This is a genomic window from Burkholderia sp. ABCPW 14 (assembly GCF_001523835.1).
GTDB lineage: Bacteria > Pseudomonadota > Gammaproteobacteria > Burkholderiales > Burkholderiaceae > Burkholderia > Burkholderia mayonis.
In genome coordinates this window covers 79,942-96,007 of record NZ_LOVS01000053.1, presented here as the reverse complement: position 1 = coordinate 96,007, position 16,066 = coordinate 79,942, and the positions used below count along the sequence as shown (strand labels likewise).

The 16,066-nt window shown below is 68.9% G+C and carries 18 protein-coding genes; 11 read left to right on the top strand and 7 right to left on the bottom strand.

The genetic code is table 11. From position 1 onward, the window contains the following. Nucleotides 1–48: 48 nt before the first annotated feature. Together WS62_RS07450 and ygfZ are read right to left on the bottom strand one after the other, a co-directional pair. Nucleotides 49–900, bottom strand: coding sequence for an NRDE family protein (locus WS62_RS07450; RefSeq protein ID WP_066569581.1), 852 nt, complete (start codon nt 898–900; stop codon nt 49–51). A 70-nt stretch (nt 901–970) separates the two neighbouring features. Beyond that, on the bottom strand, nt 971–2,017 hold the full coding sequence (gene ygfZ / locus WS62_RS07445) for a CAF17-like 4Fe-4S cluster assembly/insertion protein YgfZ (RefSeq protein ID WP_066569578.1): 1,047 nt from the start codon (nt 2,015–2,017) through the stop codon (nt 971–973). Nucleotides 2,018–2,095: 78 nt separating this feature from the next. Between ygfZ and mltG the strand changes: the two genes are divergently transcribed. From mltG to WS62_RS07395, 10 genes are all read left to right on the top strand, one after another. Then, nucleotides 2,096–3,115 (top strand): endolytic transglycosylase MltG, encoded by a 1,020-nt coding sequence (gene mltG, locus WS62_RS07440; protein WP_066569575.1) that lies wholly within the window; start codon nt 2,096–2,098, stop codon nt 3,113–3,115. Further along, complete coding sequence (gene tmk, locus WS62_RS07435; protein WP_066569573.1) at nt 3,116–3,736, top strand: dTMP kinase; 621 nt, start codon at nt 3,116–3,118, stop codon at nt 3,734–3,736. It begins immediately after the preceding gene. Between the two features lie 19 nt (nt 3,737–3,755). Next, nucleotides 3,756–4,784 carry a DNA polymerase III subunit delta' gene (locus WS62_RS07430; protein ID WP_066569571.1) on the top strand — a complete coding sequence of 343 codons (1,029 nt, stop codon included), beginning with the start codon at nt 3,756–3,758 and terminating at the stop codon, nt 4,782–4,784. A 36-nt stretch (nt 4,785–4,820) separates the two neighbouring features. Continuing rightward, a complete protein-coding gene (locus WS62_RS07425; protein WP_066569569.1) occupies nt 4,821–5,327 on the top strand; it encodes a GNAT family N-acetyltransferase in 507 nt (168 codons plus the stop codon). Nucleotides 5,328–5,393: 66 nt separating this feature from the next. Further along, entirely contained in the window at nt 5,394–6,203 is an 810-nt protein-coding gene (locus WS62_RS07420) for a TatD family hydrolase (RefSeq protein ID WP_066569567.1), read from the top strand. Between the two features lie 11 nt (nt 6,204–6,214). Continuing rightward, the gene (locus tag WS62_RS07415) at nt 6,215–6,937 is read left to right on the top strand and encodes an ankyrin repeat domain-containing protein (RefSeq protein WP_066569565.1); all 723 of its coding nucleotides are present in this window, start codon (nt 6,215–6,217) and stop codon (nt 6,935–6,937) included. Nucleotides 6,938–7,010: 73 nt separating this feature from the next. Beyond that, a complete protein-coding gene (locus WS62_RS07410) occupies nt 7,011–7,364 on the top strand; it encodes a Rap1a/Tai family immunity protein (protein WP_004192506.1) in 354 nt (117 codons plus the stop codon). 66 nt (nt 7,365–7,430) lie between these two features. Further along, on the top strand, nt 7,431–8,615 hold the full coding sequence (locus WS62_RS07405; protein ID WP_066569557.1) for a mechanosensitive ion channel family protein: 1,185 nt from the start codon (nt 7,431–7,433) through the stop codon (nt 8,613–8,615). A gap of 184 nt (nt 8,616–8,799) precedes the next feature. Then, nucleotides 8,800–9,978 carry an AAA family ATPase gene (locus tag WS62_RS07400; RefSeq protein ID WP_066493711.1) on the top strand — a complete coding sequence of 393 codons (1,179 nt, stop codon included), beginning with the start codon at nt 8,800–8,802 and terminating at the stop codon, nt 9,976–9,978. Nucleotides 9,979–10,580: 602 nt separating this feature from the next. Then, nucleotides 10,581–11,645 carry a glycosyltransferase family 4 protein gene (locus WS62_RS07395; RefSeq protein ID WP_066493712.1) on the top strand — a complete coding sequence of 355 codons (1,065 nt, stop codon included), beginning with the start codon at nt 10,581–10,583 and terminating at the stop codon, nt 11,643–11,645. A gap of 163 nt (nt 11,646–11,808) precedes the next feature. Here the strand turns inward: WS62_RS07395 and WS62_RS07390 are convergent, their stop codons facing one another. The 4 genes from WS62_RS07390 to WS62_RS32875 all read right to left on the bottom strand — a co-directional run bounded on the left by WS62_RS07390 (nt 11,809) and on the right by WS62_RS32875 (nt 14,068). Beyond that, nucleotides 11,809–12,396 (bottom strand): BPSL1445 family SYLF domain-containing lipoprotein, encoded by a 588-nt coding sequence (locus tag WS62_RS07390; protein ID WP_066493713.1) that lies wholly within the window; start codon nt 12,394–12,396, stop codon nt 11,809–11,811. Between the two features lie 209 nt (nt 12,397–12,605). Then, the gene (locus WS62_RS07385) at nt 12,606–13,049 is read right to left on the bottom strand and encodes a hypothetical protein (protein ID WP_066569554.1); all 444 of its coding nucleotides are present in this window, start codon (nt 13,047–13,049) and stop codon (nt 12,606–12,608) included. Nucleotides 13,050–13,257: 208 nt separating this feature from the next. Continuing rightward, nucleotides 13,258–13,548 (bottom strand): PsiF family protein, encoded by a 291-nt coding sequence (locus WS62_RS07380; protein ID WP_066569545.1) that lies wholly within the window; start codon nt 13,546–13,548, stop codon nt 13,258–13,260. Between the two features lie 76 nt (nt 13,549–13,624). Continuing rightward, a complete protein-coding gene (locus WS62_RS32875) occupies nt 13,625–14,068 on the bottom strand; it encodes a hypothetical protein (protein WP_197422780.1) in 444 nt (147 codons plus the stop codon). Here WS62_RS32875 and WS62_RS07375 point away from each other — a divergent pair. Then, complete coding sequence (locus tag WS62_RS07375) at nt 14,043–15,086, top strand: asparaginase (RefSeq protein ID WP_066569597.1); 1,044 nt, start codon at nt 14,043–14,045, stop codon at nt 15,084–15,086. The genes WS62_RS32875 and WS62_RS07375 overlap by 26 nt on opposite strands. 174 nt (nt 15,087–15,260) lie before the next feature. Here WS62_RS07375 and lysM read toward each other — a convergent pair whose 3' ends face one another. Beyond that, nucleotides 15,261–15,731 (bottom strand): peptidoglycan-binding protein LysM, encoded by a 471-nt coding sequence (gene lysM, locus WS62_RS07365; protein ID WP_066569541.1) that lies wholly within the window; start codon nt 15,729–15,731, stop codon nt 15,261–15,263. Nucleotides 15,732–16,066 lie beyond the last annotated feature (335 nt).

Below are 16,066 nucleotides of genomic sequence, written 5' to 3'. Positions count from 1 at the left end.
GCGAACCGCGAACCGCGAACCCCGTACCCCGAATCCGCAGCGAACCCGTCACCGCCGCGCGGCGCCGCCCCCGTCGATGTCGAACGTGAACGCCCGCTCGAACGTGCCCGGCCGCACGATCCGGTGCGAGCCGTCGTCGTCGCAGCGCTCCTTGACGTCGAACCTCAGCCGTCCCTCGACGTCGCGCGCGACCCGCAGCGCGGTCGTGCCGCGCGATCCGTATTCGGGCGTCTCGATGAACGCCGCAGACAGCGCGCGCTCCCGCTCGAGCGGAATGCCCGTGCGCGGCAGCGCGTCGTCGGCGGCCTCGCGGGTGTCGCGCATCATCTCGATCAGCGCGTCGAGGGGGGCGGCCGCATCGCCCGTGAGCAGCGTGCCGAGCTCGCTGCGCTTCGCGACGAGCTTCGGCCACGGCGTGTCGAGCCGCGCGTTCGACAGCCCGTGCACGCCGGGCGCGACGAGCGCGGGCGCGTCGGGCGCCGGCTGCGCGTCGGCCGGGCGGTTGCAGTACCACGCGAGCTCGCCGCGCACGACGTCGCCGACGAGCAGCGTGAAGCCGTTGTAGAACACGGCCTTTTCGGCGACGTTCGCAAGATAGTCGAGCGGCGCGGCGTTGTTGCCCGCGAGGAACTCGGAGACGAGCTTGCCGCGCGTGGGCGCGCCCGCGCGGATGTCGAACGGCGCGCGATAGTTGGTGAGCGCGGCGAAGCGGCCGTCGCGCGCGACGCCGAGCCACGTGCCGCCGCCTTCGAGATCGCGGCCCGCCAGCAGGTTCGGCGCGTCGCTCCACCAGGACAGCGGCGCGCTCGTGCGGCGGAAGAACTCGTCGCGGTTCGCGGCAAGCGTCAGCACCGGGCCGTGCGTGGCGTCGGGCTGCCAATCGAATACGATCAGGCACATCGGGCGATATCCTCGCTGGGTGAGGCCGGGCGGCGCACGGCGGCGCGTGTCGTCCGGCGGCGCGCGGCCGTCAGGCTTCGGCTTGCAGCGCGTAAGGAAGCGGCAGGAACGCGAGCGTTGGACCGCTCGCGGAAGCCAGGTGGACCGACCCGCTCTCGAGCGCGGCGAGCTTGATCTCGACGAGCGCGTCGACGCCGCCTTCGGGCGCCGCCGCCGCATTCACGATCATCCCGCACGGCTGACCGGGGTCGTCCGAATGATAGAGCTCGACGCCCGCGTGCGCGGCGTCGGTGTCGACCGCGACGTGCGCGAGCGCGGTGCGGCGCTTGATCGTGCCGCGGTACTGGCTGCGCGCGACGACTTCCTGGCCCGGATAGCAGCCCTTGCGGAAGTTGACGCCGCCGATCACGTCGAAGTTGACCATCTGCGGGACGAATTGTTCGACGGCGGGCTGGGTGATCCGCGGTTCGCCCGCGCGCACGTCGAGCCAATCCCAGACGGCGGCCGACACGCGCGGCAGCGCGGCTTCGAGCGCGGGCAGGCGTGCGTCGAGCTCGGCGCGCGTGCCGATCCACAGATAGCGCGCGCGGCCGGCCGCGTCGGACAGGCGGATCAGCGCGCCGGCGGGTGCGTCGACCTTCGTGTGGACGCCGTCCGGCAGCGCGTCGAAGACGCCCGACAGCGCCGCGCGCACGTCGCCCGCGAAGCCGACCGCGACGAGCGCGTCGCTCGCGTCGGCGAGCTTCGCCTTCGCGCGCAGCACGAACATCGACAGGCGCTTCTGCGCCGCGGGCTGCACGTCCTTCGACACGAGGAGGCGCACGTCGTGGCCGGCGCGCCATGCGAGGAACGACGCGAGGAGGCGCCCCTTCGGCGAGCAGTAGCCGGCGAGGCGTGCGCTCGCGGCGTCGAGATGTTCGATGTCGTTCGTCAACTGGCTGTGCAGGAACGTGGCGGCGTCGGCGCCCGTCACGTCGACGATGCCGAACTGTTCGAGCACCGCGAACGCGCCGCGCCCGAGCGCGGCGGCGAAATCGTCGGCGCACGGACGGGGCAGCGCCGGCGGCGCGGCGGGAACGGCGGCCTGCGCGGCCGGGGAGGCGATCGGTGTGCTCATGGAATGAGGGAACAGTCAATCCTGACTTTGGCAGAGGCGAGCAAGTATTATATGGGTCTTACCTGATTCACGTTCCGCATGTCCCTACTGAAGAAGTGCGCCGCGCTCGCGGCGCTCGCCGTCGTATTGCCGGGCGCCGCGTGCGTGGGCGGCGCCTATTACTGGGCCACCCGGCCCCTCGCGCTCGCCACGCCGACCCTCGACGTCACGATCAAGCCCCGCAGCAGCGTGCGCGGCGTCGCGCTGCAACTCGCGCACGGCGGCGTGCCCGTCGAGCCGAGGCTCTTCGTCGCGATGACGCGCGTGCTGTTGCTGTCGAGCCGGCTCAAGTCCGGCAACTACGAATTCAAGACGGGCGTGACCCCTTACCAGGTGCTGCAGAAGGTCGCGCGCGGCGACGTCAACGAGTACGTCGTCACGGTGATCGAGGGCTGGACGTTCCGGCGGATGCGCGCGGAGCTCGACGCGAACGCCGCGCTCGCGCACGCGAGCGCCGCGATGAGCGACGCGGAACTGCTGCGCGCGATCGGCGCGCCCGACGAGGCCGTCGCGCGCGGCAGCGGCGAGGGTCTGTTCTTTCCGGACACCTATCTGTTCGACAGGGGCACGAGCGACCTGAACGTCTATCGCCGCGCCTACAAGCTGATGCAGGTGCGCCTCGCCGACGCGTGGACGGCGCGCCGGCCCGGCCTGCCGTTCAAGACGCCTTACGAAGCGCTGACGATTGCGTCGCTCGTCGAGAAGGAGACGGGGCACGCGGCCGATCGCGGGTTCGTCGCGGGCGTGTTCGCGAACCGCCTGCGGGTCGGGATGCCGCTGCAGACCGATCCTTCGGTGATCTACGGAATGGGCGACGCATACGCCGGGCGGCTGCGCAAGCGCGATCTGCAGACCGACACTCCGTACAATACCTACACGCGCCGCGGGCTGCCCCCGACGCCGATCGCGCTGCCGGGCGAGGCGGCGCTCTACGCCGCGGTGAACCCCGCGGCGACGTCCGCGCTCTATTTCGTCGCGAAGGGCGACGGCACGAGCGTTTTTTCCGACACGCTCGGGGATCACAACAAAGCCGTGGACAAATACATACGAGGTCAATGAATGGCGCGTGGCAAATTCATCACGTTCGAAGGGATCGACGGCGCGGGCAAGACCACACATCTGCAGTGGTTCTGCGAACGGCTCCAGGAAAGGCTCGGGCAAAGCGGCAAGCACGTCGTCGTCACGCGCGAGCCGGGCGGCACGCGGCTCGGCGAGACGCTGCGCGAGATTCTCCTCAACCAGCCGATGGATCTCGAAACCGAGGCGCTCCTGATGTTCGCCGGCCGGCGCGAGCATCTCGCGCTCGTGATCGAGCCCGCGCTCGCGCGCGGCGACTGGGTCGTGTCGGACCGCTTCACCGACGCGACGTTCGCGTACCAGGGCGGCGGGCGGGGGCTGCCGCGCGACAAGCTCGAGGCGCTCGAGCGCTGGGTGCAGGGCGGCTTCCAGCCGGACCTGACGGTGCTGTTCGACGTGCAGCCGCAAGTCGCGAGCGCGCGCCGCGGCGCGGTGCGGATGCCGGACAAGTTCGAGAGCGAGTCCGACGCGTTCTTCGCGCGCACCCGCGCCGAGTACCTGCGCCGCGCCCAGGAGGCGCCGCATCGTTTCGCGATCGTCGATTCGAGCGAGCCGATTCCGCAGATCCGCAAGAAGCTCGAAGGCGTGCTCGCCGCGCTGTGACGAAAGGAAGACGCGAACGATGATTTATCCGTGGCAGACCGACGACTGGAACCGCCTGCAGGCGCTGCGCGCGCATTGGCCACACGCGCTGCTGCTGTACGGCCAGGCGGGGATCGGCAAGCTCGCCTTCGCGCAGCATCTCGCGAAGGGCTTCCTGTGCGAGACGCCGCATGAGCGCGGCGAGCCGTGCGGCGCGTGCGCCGCATGCACGTGGTTCGAGCAGGGCAACCATCCCGATTACCGGATCGTCGTGCCGGAGGCGCTCGCGGGCGAGCTGCCGGGCGCGGCCGACGAGCCGAAGGCCGCCGACGCCGACGAAGGCGGCAAGAAAACCAAGACGCCCAGCAAGGAAATCAAGATCGAGCAGGTGCGCGCGCTCGTCGACTTCTGCGGGATCGCGTCGCATCGCGGCGGCGCGCGCGTCGTCGTGCTGTATCCGGCCGAGGCGCTCAACGTCGCGGCCGCGAACGCGCTCCTGAAGACGCTCGAGGAGCCGTCCGCGGGCGTCGTGTTCCTGCTCGTGTCCGCGCGCATCGACCGGCTGCTGCCGACGATCGTGAGCCGCTGCCGCCAGTGGCCGATGACGGTGCCCGCGCCCGACGCGGCCGCGGCCTGGCTCGCGGCGCAGAACGTCGCCGATGCGAATGCGCTGCTCGCCGAAGCGGGCGGCGCGCCGCTCGCCGCGCTCGCGCTCGCGAGCGACGAGAACCGGCCGCTGCGCGACTGGACGCTCGCGCAGCTCGCGGCGGGCGCCGCGTGCGATCCGTTCGCGTGCGGCGAGACGCTGCAGAAGCTGCCCGTGCCTGTCGTGCTCGGCTGGCTGCAGCGCTGGCTGTACGATCTGCTCGCCGAGCGCGCGGCGGGCGCGCCGCGCTACTTCCCCGCGCAGCGGGCGGCGCTCGCGCGCTGCGCGGCGGCGCTCGACGCGAACGCGTTCGCGCGCTTCCAGAAGACGGTCACGCGGCAGCGCGCGGTGGAGAACCATCCGCTCGGCGCGCGCCTCGTGTTCGAAGAGCTGTTTCTCGGCTACCGCGAGCTGTTCGCGTAGTCCTGCCCAACCGTTTCGCCCATCGAATCGCCATCCATGACCCAGCTTGCCTACCGCGACGCCACGCCCGACGATCTGCCCGACATCGTCGCGATCTACAATTCGACGGTCGCGTCGCGCCGGGTGACGGCCGATACCGAGCCCGTGACGGCCGACAGCCGCCGCGCATGGTTCGACGCGCACAATCCGCACGCGCGGCCGCTGTGGGTCGTCGAGGAAGCGGGGCGGGTGATCGCGTGGCTGAGCTTCTCCGATTTCTACGGCCGTCCCGCATACGGCCACACGGCGGAGATCAGCATCTATCTCGACGAGGCCGCGCGCGGCAAGGGGCTCGGCGGCAAGCTGCTCGAACTCGCGCTCGCGAAGGCGCCCGAGCTCGGCGTCCACACGGCGCTCGGCTTCATCTTCGGCCATAACGAGCCGAGCCTGCGGCTCTTCGCGCGCTACGGCTTCTCGACCTGGGGCACGTTGCCGCACGTCGCGGTGCTCGACGGCGTCGAGCGCGATCTCGTGATCGTCGGCAAGCGGCTCGTCGACGCGTAAGCGCGTGCGGGCGGCGCGCGCGGGCTTATCCGCCGGGCCGCCGCCGCGCGCAGCAAGGAATTCATCATGTTCGTCGATTCTCACTGTCACATCAATTTCGAAGGGCTCGCCGACCGTCTGCCGCAAGTGCTCGGCAACATGCGCGAGCACGGCGTCACGCACGCGCTCTGCGTGTCGGTCGATCTCGAGACGCTGCCGTCGGTGCTCGCGATCGCGCGCGATCACGACAACGTCTTCGCGTCGGTCGGCGTGCATCCGGACCACGAAGATGCGAAGGAGCCGACGGTCGCCGAGCTCGTCGAGCTCGCCGCGCATCCGAAGGTCGTCGCGATCGGCGAGACGGGCCTCGATTACTACCGTCTCGACGGCCGTTCGATCGCCGACATGGAATGGCAGCGCCAGCGCTTCCGCACGCACATCCGCGCCGCGCACGCGACGGGCAAGCCGCTCATCGTCCATACGCGCGCGTCGTCGGACGACACGCTGCGGATCATGGCCGAGGAGCGCGCGAGCGTGCCGGGCGGCGTGATGCACTGCTTCACCGAGCCGTGGCCCGTCGCCGAAGCGGCGCTCGCGCAGAACTTCCACGTCTCGCTCTCCGGCATCGTCACGTTCAAGAACGCGACCGACGTGCAGGACGTCGCGCGGCGCGTGCCGCTCGACCGTCTGCTGATCGAGACCGATTCGCCGTACCTTGCGCCCGTGCCATATCGCGGCAAGCCGAATGAACCTGCGTACGTCAGTTATGTCGGACGCTTTATCGCGGCGCAACGCGGGATGACCGACGAGGCGCTCGCCGCCGCGACGTCGCAGAACTTTTTCCGGCTGTTCAAGATCGCCCGCGCGGGCGACGCCAGCCCAGTCAACCAGGGGTAGGAGCTGAAAAAATGAAGTCGATCAAATACTTGTCGAAACAGTGCGCGATGGGCGCCGTGCTGCGCACGCTCGCGGTCGCGGGCGGGCTCGGCGTGCTCGCGGCGGCGTCCGCGCACGCGGAGTCGCTCGACGGGATCGTGAAGGCCGTCAAGTTCGACGACATCAAGGACATCTCGAAACAACTGAAGAATGGCCTCGACCCGAACACGATCGCGCCGAACGGCGATCCGCTCATCGTGGTCGCCGCGCGCGAGAAGTCCGATCAGGTCGCCGCCGCGCTCGCCGCCGCGCCGAACGTCGATCTCGACAAGGAAGACAAGGCGGGCGAGAACGCGCTGATGCTCGCCGCGCTGAACGGCGATCTGCCGCTCGTGAAGCTGCTCGTCGACAAGGGCGCCGAAGTGAGCAAGAAGGGCTGGGCCCCGCTCCATTACGCGGCGACGAACGGCAACGACGACGTCGTCAAGTACCTGCTCGACAAGTCCGCGTACATCGACGCCGCGTCGCCGAACGGCACGACGCCGCTGATGATGGCCGCGCGCGGCAACCACGGCTCGACCGTCACGCTGCTGCTCGACCAGGGCGCCGATCCCGCGCTGAAGAACCAGCTCGGCGTCGCCGCGCTCGACTTCGCGAAGCACTACAACGCGCCGGACGCGACCGCGATCCTGTCGAAGCGCACGGTGCGCATCGGCGACGCGCCAGCGCCGAACGCGCAAAAGAGTGCAAAATAACGGTTTTCGGCGCGGCGTCCTGCCGCGCCTTTCGTTGTATCGGCGGTTTCGCCTTCTGACATAAGGAAGATTCATGTTGCGGGCTATGTTTTGTGCCGCCGCGTTCGCCGTGCCGCTGACAGCGGCCGCCTTTACGGCCGGCGACCTCGACAAGCTGTGCGCGAAGACCGACGTCAAATCGCGGGCATCGTGCGCGGCGTACATCGAAGGCGCGGCGGACGGCGTCTACAACACGATCGACGCGATCGGCGGCACGACCGGGCCGCGCGTCGGCCAGTACTTCTGCCTGCCGCCCGACATCAAGGCGCAGCAGATGACCGACGCGGTGCGCAAGTACATCGCGGAGAATCCGAAGCTTGCCGACTACAACGCGAGCACGGCAGTGTCGCTCGGGCTCGGCAAGGCGTTTCCCTGCCGCAGCTATTGATCCGGGCCGGCCGCCGCCCCAGCGCGGGGACGCGTTCCCCGCGAACCTGACGGAGATACGGCGCACATGATGACGATCGACGACCTGTGGCGCATCGCCGATGCGCCGCTTCATACCTGGCTTGGCACGCTCGTCGTGTCGGCGCTCGTGGTGCTCGTGGTCGCGGGCATTCACCGGATCGGCGCGCGCATCGTCGTGCCGATCGCGCGGCCTTATCCGTTCATGAGCATGATCGTGTCGTACGTCGACCGGCCGTCGCTCGTCCTGCTGTCGTTCCTCGCGCTCGAATTCCTGTGGCTGCAGGTCGACGACGCGCTGCCGCACGCGGCCGGGCTGCGCACGCTCGCCGCGGTCGGCACGATCGTGTCGCTGACGTGGCTGCTGGTGCGGCTCGCCGCCGCGGTCGGCGACGCGATCATCCGTGCGCATCCGATCGATACGCCCGACAACCTGGAGGCGCGCCGCATCCACACGCAAACCCGCGTGCTCGCGCGGACCGTGATGGTGCTGATCGTGATCATCGGCACGGGCGCCGCGCTGATGACGTTCCCGAACGTGCGGCAGGTCGGCGCGAGCCTGCTCGCGTCGGCGGGCGTCGCGGGCCTCGTCGCCGGCATCGCCGCGCGCCCGGTGCTCGGCAACCTGATTGCCGGGCTGCAGATCGCGCTGTCGCAGCCGATCCGGCTCGACGACGTCGTCATCATTCAGGGCGAGTGGGGGCGCATCGAGGAAATCACGGGCACTTACGTATCGGTGCGCCTGTGGGACCAGCGGCGGCTCGTCGTGCCGCTGCAGTGGTTCATCGAGAATCCTTTTCAGAACTGGACGCGCAGCAGCGCCGAGCTGATCGGCACGGTGTTCCTGTACGTCGACTACCGGTTGCCGCTCGATCCGCTGCGCGCGGAGCTCGCACGGATCGTCGCCGCCGCGCCCGAATGGGACGGCCGCGTGCAGGTGCTGCAGGTGACCGACGCGACCGAGCGCGCGATGCAGTTGCGCGCGCTCGTCAGCGCGCGCGATTCGTCGCTCGCATGGGACTTGCGCTGCCGCGTGCGCGAGGGGCTCGTCGCGTTCATCAACGCGCACTATCCGCATTGTCTGCCGCGCGAGCGCACCGAATGGACGACGCCCGGCGCGGCCGCGCGCGAGCCGCATCCGGGCGGGCGCGTGCTCGAGCCGGCCGCGAGCACCGCGGCGTTTACCGCGGCCGATCCGACGGCGTCGGAGACCAACGCGCGGTGCGCGTCGTAATCGAGCGGAGCGCGTCGCGACGGGCGGCGTGCCGTTGGCCGTGCCGCGGTTCGCATCGTGCGCGGGGCTGAAGCGTCACGGAGCGGTCCGTGACGCTTGCCGGCTCCGAACCGGCTCGCGCACGTTTCGATCCACGTTCGCTTCATCCATTTTCGATTCGCCGATTCGATCGATCCTTCTTCCGATGCCGCATCTCACCGCACTCGCCATCGCCAATTACCGATCGCTGCGCGAACTCATCGTGCCGCTCGCGACGCTCAACGTGATCACCGGGCCGAACGGCAGCGGCAAGTCGAGCCTGTATCGCGCGCTGCGCCTGCTCGCGGATACCGCGCAAGGCCGCGTGATTCCGTCGCTCGCGCGCGAGGGCGGGCTGCCGTCGACGCTGTGGGCGGGGCCCGAGCGCTTCTCCCGAGGGATGCTGACGGGCGAGGTGCCGGTAACGGGCACGGTCCGCAGCGAGCCGGTGAGCCTGAAGCTCGGCTTCGCGTGCGACGACTTCGGCTACGCGATCGATCTCGGGCTGCCGCCGCTGAACGGCGAGACCGAGTTCGGACTCGATCCGGTCGTCAAGCGCGAGTGCATCTGGGGCGGGTCGATGCTGCGGCCGTCGACGCTCCTCGTCGACCGGCGCGGCGCGCAGCTTCGCACGCGCGACGAAGCCGGCGACTGGCAGACCGTGCCGCAGCCCGTCGCGAGCTTCGACAGCATGATGACCGAGTTCTCGGACCCGCGCGGCGCGCCCGAGATGATCGCGGTGCGCGAGCGGATTCGCTCGTGGCGCTTCTATGACCATTTCCGCACCGACGCGCTCGCGCCCGCGCGGCTTCCCCAGGTCGGCACGCATACGCCGGTGCTGTCCGACGACGGCGGCGATCTCGCGGCCGCGCTGCAGACGATCGACGAGATCGGCGCCGCCGCGGCGCTCGATGCGGCGATCGACGACGCGTTTCCCGGCGCACGGCTCGAGATCGACAATCCCGGCAAGCGCGGCCGCTTCGAGGTGCTGATGCGGCAGCCGGGGCTGTTGCGGCCGCTGCGCGCGGCCGAGTTGTCGGACGGCACGCTGCGTTATCTGCTGCTCGTCGCGGCGCTCCTGACGCCGCGTCCGCCCGCGCTTCTCGTGCTGAACGAACCGGAGACGAGCCTGCATCCGGATTTGCTGCCCGCGCTCGGCCGGCTGATCGCGCAGGCGGCCGAGCGTTCGCAGGTGATCGTCGTGTCGCATGCGGCGCGTCTCGTCGCGTCGCTCGAACGCGAGCCGCGCAGCCATTCGATCGTGCTCGAGAAAGAACTGGGCGCGACGCGGATCGTCGATGCGGATGCGCTCGACCGGCCGGCGTGGAAGTGGCCGGCGCGGTGAACGCGTCCGCACGCGCTTACAAGGCAGGCGAGGGCGGCGCGGCGGCCGTGGGGGCGCGCGCGGGCGTATGATTGGCTGGCTTGGCTTGGCTTGGCTTGGCTTGGCTTGGCTTGGCTTGGCGCCGAGCCGGCGGCGCAGCCGGCGCGCGATGGTGGGGGCTCACGAGCGGCGAGCGACGCGTGATGTGTGATGCGTGACGATCGGCAAGTCCCGAACGGCCGGCGGTGTCGAAGATCGGCGGCACGAGGACTGGCGGCGACAAGCGAGATAAGCAGCCGAACGCGGTCAAGCGCGGCGTCGCACGGCGCGTATTGCGGCGCACCACGACGCCGCCTATCGGGATGTCGCCGGGATGTCGCCGGAACGTCGCCGGAACGTCGCCGCCCCGGCGAAGCGCGGCGAAAACCGCCAAAAAGGGCCATGTTGCTGGACAATGCCCGTCGCGGCTGCAACCATGCGGCCGGTCCGAATGTATCCCGCCTGTAACAAGCCCCAAAAAATGCAATCGGTCCGCCGGGTCGCGCGTCAATCGCCAATAATGACGGTTTGCGGGCGCTGCCCAACGCCGGCTCGCTGGCCGGCCGCCACTGGAGATCGTACCCATGAGAATTGCGCAGATCGCTCCGTTGACCGAGTCGGTGCCGCCGAAGCTGTACGGCGGAACCGAGCGCGTCGTGTCGTACATCACCGAGGCGCTCGTCGACCTGGGCCATGACGTGACGCTGTTCGCGAGCGGCGACTCGATCACGCGCGCGAAGCTCGACGCGGTATGGCCGCGCGCGCTGCGGCTCGATTTGTCGATCCGCGACCGGATCGCGCCGCACATGCTGCTGATGGAGACCGTCGCACGCCGTGCTCGAGACTTCGACGTGCTCCATTTCCACATGGACTACTACTCGTTCTCGGTCTTCAAGCGCCAGGAGACGCCGTTCGTGACGACGCTGCACGGCCGTCTCGATCTGCCGGAGCAGCAGCCGGTGTTCGACACGTTCGACACCGCGCCCGTGATCTCGATCTCGAACGCGCAGCGTCAGCCGATGCCGCAGGCGAAGTGGCTGACGACCGTCTACCATGGGCTGCCGGAGACGCTCTACACGCCGCAGCCCGTCGAGCAGTCGTATCTCGCGTTCCTCGGCCGGATCTCGCCGGAAAAGCGCGTCGACACGGCGATCCGGATCGCGCGGCGCTGCGGGATGCGCATCCGGATCGCGGCGAAGATCGACGCGGCGGACGAAGAGTATTTCGAGCGCGAGATCAAGCCGCTCTTCGCGCTGCCGCACGTCGAGTACGTCGGCGAGATCGCCGATCACGAGAAGGCCGCGTTCCTGTCGGGCGCGCATGCGCTGCTGTTCCCGATCGACTGGCCCGAGCCGTTCGGCCTCGTGATGATCGAAGCGATGGCGTGCGGCACGCCCGTCATCGCGTTCAATCGCGGCGCGGTGTCGGAGGTGATCGACGAGGGCATGTCGGGCTTCATCGTCGAGGACGAGATCGGCGCCGTCGCGGCCGTGAACCGGCTGCACACGCTGTCGCGCGAGCGCGTGCGCGCGCGCTTCGAAGAGCGCTTCACGTCGCGCCGGATGGCGCAGCAATACGTCGACGTCTATCAATCGCTGATTCGCGCGCAGAAGCGCGCGCGCTTCAAGGTAATCGATTCGGCGTCTTGAGCGAACGAGGGCGGTGCGTATCGCGCCGCCTGCCGTGCGCGGCCGGTCGTCGGATCGGACCATCGGACGACGCACGAAAAAAACGGCGATGCGCATGAAAGCGCATCGCCGTTTTCGCGGCGGCCGCCGCTTGCCGTCGGTGCGGCGGCCAAGCGTGTCGGCGTCAGATCTTCAGCTTCGTGACCTTCGTGCCGCTGATCGACACGTCGCCCATCAGGCCGGCGTTCGTCAGCACGATCACTTCGACGGGCGCGGTCGCCGTCGTCGTGTCGACCGCGCCGTTCGCACCCATCTTCACGAGCGCGACCGATGCGTCGGCGCCTGCGGCCCAGCCTTCCGAGCCGCGGAACTTGTCGAGCGCGTCCTGCGTCATGAACAGGAACACGATCGCCTTCGACTGCGCGCCCGCCTGCAGGCCGACCGACAGCGACGACGTATTGTAGTAGCCGACCGTCGCACCGCCGACGCGCAGCGAGCCGTTGCCGGTCTGGCCGCCGATGATGAGGCCCGCCTGGATCACGTCCGGGAACACGAGTACGCCGCGTGACTTCGCGACGAGTTCGCGCGAGCCGGGCACCGTCGAGTACAGGCGCGACAGTGTCGCGTCGACGCTTGCATCGATGGCTTGACGCTTCGACGCGTTGGTCGCGGCGGTGGCGGGCTTGTCCGGCGTCGTCGTGCAACCGGCGAGCGCCAAGCTGCCCACGACGAGCGCGGCGGCGGCTTTCAACACGAGATTGCGTTTCTGCATCGTTTTTCTCCATCAAGTGTAGATCAGCGTGATTCCCGCGAACGGGCGTGTCACGCGGGACTTTATAACACAGCGAACCGCTTCGCCTTACCGCTGTCAGGTGAAAGACCGTCAAATCGACGCATTTCATTGTGCGACGGCACCCGCATGCGCGCGTTGTCCTGGGCCAAGGTTTGCTTCGGTGAACGATGTCTCGTACTGCGCAAGCTTCAGTGATGGGAAACGGGCGGCTTGATGGGCGGGCGCCGCAGTGCGCGGCGCACGAGGCCGATCACCATGCCGCACGCGAACAGGAACGCGGCGGGGACGATCCAGTAGCCGACGAACGCATGCCACAGATAGCTCGCGAGCGTACGCTTGCGCACCGCGAATTCGTCGCGCGCCTCCTGCTGGCGGCGTGCGTTCGCCGCCAGCACGTCGACAGGGCAGCCCGCCGCGCGCGCTTCGTCCGGCTCGCCACGGCAGCCCGCCGCCGCGCCCGCCGCGCGCTGCGCGTCGGTGAGTTCCCAGGTCGTCAGCGCGAGCTTGAGGTCGGCGTGGTTGTAGGCCATCTCCTCGCGGATCTCACGCACGGCGACGATCGCGACGGGCACCGCCCAGAACACGATGACGATCAGCCAGCGCCGGAACCAGCGGCTTTGTCTCCATGCCATCCCGTGCCTCCGTTTGATGCGCGGTGCGCATCTGTCATGAGGGCGGCCCGATGGCGATTCTATTGAGTGGGGAGGGCCGCGCTGCAGCCATCATAGAAGAAAATGCGGCCATACGCCGCAGTCGGCCGCGCGCCAACGCGTGCGCCGCAAAATAAAATGCCGCGCCCGTCGAAACGGTGCGCGGCATCGTGCCGATTCGCTGGAAGCGTCAGGCGGCAGGCTTCGCCGACAGGCAGTCCTTCATGAACGCCTTGCGGGTGTCGCCCGTCTTGCCGGCGGCTTGCGTGTTGCAGGCCTTCATCTTTTCCTGCTGCGACATCTTCTTTGCCGGCTTCGCCGACAGGCAGTCCTTCATGAATGCCTTGCGGTCGTCGCCCGTCTTGCCGGCCGCCTGCGCGTTGCAGGCCTTCATCTTGTCCTGTTGGCTGTTTGCGGCAAACGCGGGCGAAGCCAGCATGCCGCCGACGAGCAGCGCGGCCATCAGCGATCGGATCTTCATTGGATACTCCCAGTGGGTGAATTGCATCTTGTTCGATAAGCGGCGAATCGCGCGGCTGCGCGGGTCGCGGTTTGCATTATGGCAAATCGGCGCTGAAACGACAAAATACTCGGGAAAACGAGCGGTGCGCTATTTTTCGCGTGAAGCGGGCGCGGCGGCCCGGCGCGGGATGCGGCCAAGCGCTGCGGCCGAAATGTTTTCGAAAGACTGAAAACGCCCGCGCCGCGGGCTTTTCGGGCGGATGCCCGACGCCGGCGCCGCGTGCTCGGGCGAAGCCGGGCCGCGCGGCGATGCCGTCGAATCTGTCTATTTCGAGATAACGTGAGCCGGCGCGGCGCATGCGAATCGGCGCGATGCGAACGCATCGTGCGGGAGTGCGAACGATTGCGACGCGCGCCGCGCATCCGGCGCGTGCGGCCTGCGACGCGCGCCCGCGCACTCGGGAAAACGCCGCCCTTGCCGAACAGCGGTCCGCTGCCGTTACAATCGCGGCCATGAACGCATCGACATCTTCCAACACCCCCAACGTTTCGGGCGCGCCGCCGCGCGCGCTGCCACGCATTGCCGTTCTCGCGACGGGCGGCACGATCGCGGGCGCGGCGCCCGACGCCGCGCAGACGGCCGGCTACCAGGCGGGCGCGCTCGGCGTCGACCGGCTGCTTGCCGCGGTACCCGCGCTCGCGCAGATCGCGACGATCGAGGCCGAGCAGATCGCGAGCATCGACAGCAAGGACCTGTCGCCCGCACTATGGACGACGCTCGCCGAGCGGATCGACGCGCTTGCCGCCAATGACGCGATCGACGGCATCGTGATCACGCACGGCACCGACACGCTCGAAGAAACCGCGTACCTGCTGCATCTGACCGTGAAGACCGCGAAGCCCGTCGTGATGACGGCGGCGATGCGGCCCGCGACCGCGCTGTCGTCCGACGGCCCGCTCAACCTGCTGAACGCGGTGGCGGTCGCAGGCAGCGCGGCGGCGCGCGGGCAGGGCGTGCTCGTCGCATTCAACAACCGGATCCATAGCGCGCGCGACGTCGTGAAGACGAGCACCTACGCGGTCGACGCGTTCCACTCGCCGGAACTCGGCGCGCTCGGCTGGGTGCAGGACGGCCGCATCGAATTCGCGCGCCGCGCGACCCGCCCGCACACGCTCGACTCGCGCTTTTCGATCGGCGCCGCATGGCCGCAGGTCGAGGTGATCGTCAGCTACGCGGGCGCATCGCGCGCGATGGTCGACGCATGCGTCGCCGCGGGCGCGCGCGGGCTCGTCGTCGCGGGCACGGGCAACGGATCGATTCACGCGACGCTGCAGACGGCGCTCGCCGAGGCGGCGGCGAAGGGCGTCGCGGTCGTGCGCGCGTCGCGCGTCGGCTCGGGCCACGTGATGCGCAACGGCGCGGCGAACGACGATGCGCTCGGCTTCGTAAGCGCGGGCTCGCTCAATCCGTACAAGGCGCGCGTGCTGCTGATGCTCGCGCTCGCAGCGGGCATCGCCCGCGCGCACGAATTGCAGCAGGTATTCGACACGTATTGATCGGCGCGAGCCGCGCGCGGCTCGCCGAGCGGGCCGCAGCGCACCGCGTCGAATTGCATCGAATCGCATCGCATCGCATCGCATCGAATCGAATCGCAGGATACGTCGACGCGCAAGAAAAAAGCGGACCCGCAGGTCCGCTGTTTTTCATGATGCCCGCTGCGCGCGCGTCGTTCAGGACTGCGGGGGAATGACGAGCTTCTGGCCCGGGTAGATCTTGTCCGGGCTCGACAGCATCGGACGGTTCGCCTGGAAAATCACGTCGTTCTTCGAGCCGTCGCCGTAGTACTTCTCGGCGATCTTCCACAGGTTGTCGCCGGAGACGACGTCGTGGTACTGCACTTGCGGATCGTCCGGCTGCAGGTCGTCGTCGTTGACGCCCGCGACGCCTTGCACGTTGCCTGCCGCCACCTTGACCTTGGCCTTCGTGTCGAGGTCCGCGACGCTGCCCGACAGCGTGACGGTGCGCGATGCGCCGTCGAACGCGACCGTCAGGTTCGACGTGTCGAGACCCTGTGCGGAGATGTAGTTCTTGATCGCATCGGCGGCCGTTTGATTGGCGGCGGCGGGATCGGCTGCGGCTTGCTCGTCGCTCTTGCCGAGCAGTTTTTCACCCGCCTCTTTGATGAACGAAAGAAGACCCATCGCAACACTCCTTCAGGTGATTGAAAAAAGATGCGCCGTGAAGTCGCGAGAAGCACCGCAGCGGTGCGAAGCTTCTCGAAAGGCGTCGCGAAAGTGTAGGCGCTCGCGTTGCAAATTGCATGAAAAATCGCTTCGGCGAACGTAAAGAAATGTAATACGTGCTATGACGAATCCGACAGACGGACACCCGACGACGACGTCTGACCGACCAAGGCTTGCCCGTCGACGCCGGGTGCCGCTGCGGACCCACCCGCCGCTCTCAGCCGAAAGCGGCTTCATTTGCCTGCCGCGTGCATGCCGCACGCGGCGAGGCGCCCCATCGAGGATGCGTCGCG

Bases quoted from the DNA above. Each gene is read 5' to 3' on its own strand.
- ygfZ (WP_066569578.1), bottom strand. From the start codon at position 2,017: ATGAGCACACCGATCGCCTCCCCGGCCGCGCAGGCCGCCGTTCCCGCC.
- WS62_RS07410 (WP_004192506.1), top strand. From the start codon at position 7,011: ATGTTGCGGGCTATGTTTTGTGCCGCCGCGTTCGCCGTGCCGCTGACA.
- WS62_RS07390 (WP_066493713.1), bottom strand. From the start codon at position 12,396: ATGCAGAAACGCAATCTCGTGTTGAAAGCCGCCGCCGCGCTCGTCGTG.
- WS62_RS07380 (WP_066569545.1), bottom strand. From the start codon at position 13,548: ATGAAGATCCGATCGCTGATGGCCGCGCTGCTCGTCGGCGGCATGCTG.
- tmk (WP_066569573.1), top strand. From the start codon at position 3,116: ATGGCGCGTGGCAAATTCATCACGTTCGAAGGGATCGACGGCGCGGGC.
- WS62_RS07375 (WP_066569597.1), top strand. From the start codon at position 14,043: ATGAACGCATCGACATCTTCCAACACCCCCAACGTTTCGGGCGCGCCG.
- WS62_RS07450 (WP_066569581.1), bottom strand. From the start codon at position 900: ATGTGCCTGATCGTATTCGATTGGCAGCCCGACGCCACGCACGGCCCG.
- lysM (WP_066569541.1), bottom strand. From the start codon at position 15,731: ATGGGTCTTCTTTCGTTCATCAAAGAGGCGGGTGAAAAACTGCTCGGC.
- WS62_RS07400 (WP_066493711.1), top strand. From the start codon at position 8,800: ATGCCGCATCTCACCGCACTCGCCATCGCCAATTACCGATCGCTGCGC.
- WS62_RS07395 (WP_066493712.1), top strand. From the start codon at position 10,581: ATGAGAATTGCGCAGATCGCTCCGTTGACCGAGTCGGTGCCGCCGAAG.
- WS62_RS07415 (WP_066569565.1), top strand. From the start codon at position 6,215: ATGAAGTCGATCAAATACTTGTCGAAACAGTGCGCGATGGGCGCCGTG.
- mltG (WP_066569575.1), top strand. From the start codon at position 2,096: ATGTCCCTACTGAAGAAGTGCGCCGCGCTCGCGGCGCTCGCCGTCGTA.
- WS62_RS07430 (WP_066569571.1), top strand. From the start codon at position 3,756: ATGATTTATCCGTGGCAGACCGACGACTGGAACCGCCTGCAGGCGCTG.
- WS62_RS07425 (WP_066569569.1), top strand. From the start codon at position 4,821: ATGACCCAGCTTGCCTACCGCGACGCCACGCCCGACGATCTGCCCGAC.
- WS62_RS07385 (WP_066569554.1), bottom strand. From the start codon at position 13,049: ATGGCATGGAGACAAAGCCGCTGGTTCCGGCGCTGGCTGATCGTCATC.
- WS62_RS07420 (WP_066569567.1), top strand. From the start codon at position 5,394: ATGTTCGTCGATTCTCACTGTCACATCAATTTCGAAGGGCTCGCCGAC.
- WS62_RS07405 (WP_066569557.1), top strand. From the start codon at position 7,431: ATGATGACGATCGACGACCTGTGGCGCATCGCCGATGCGCCGCTTCAT.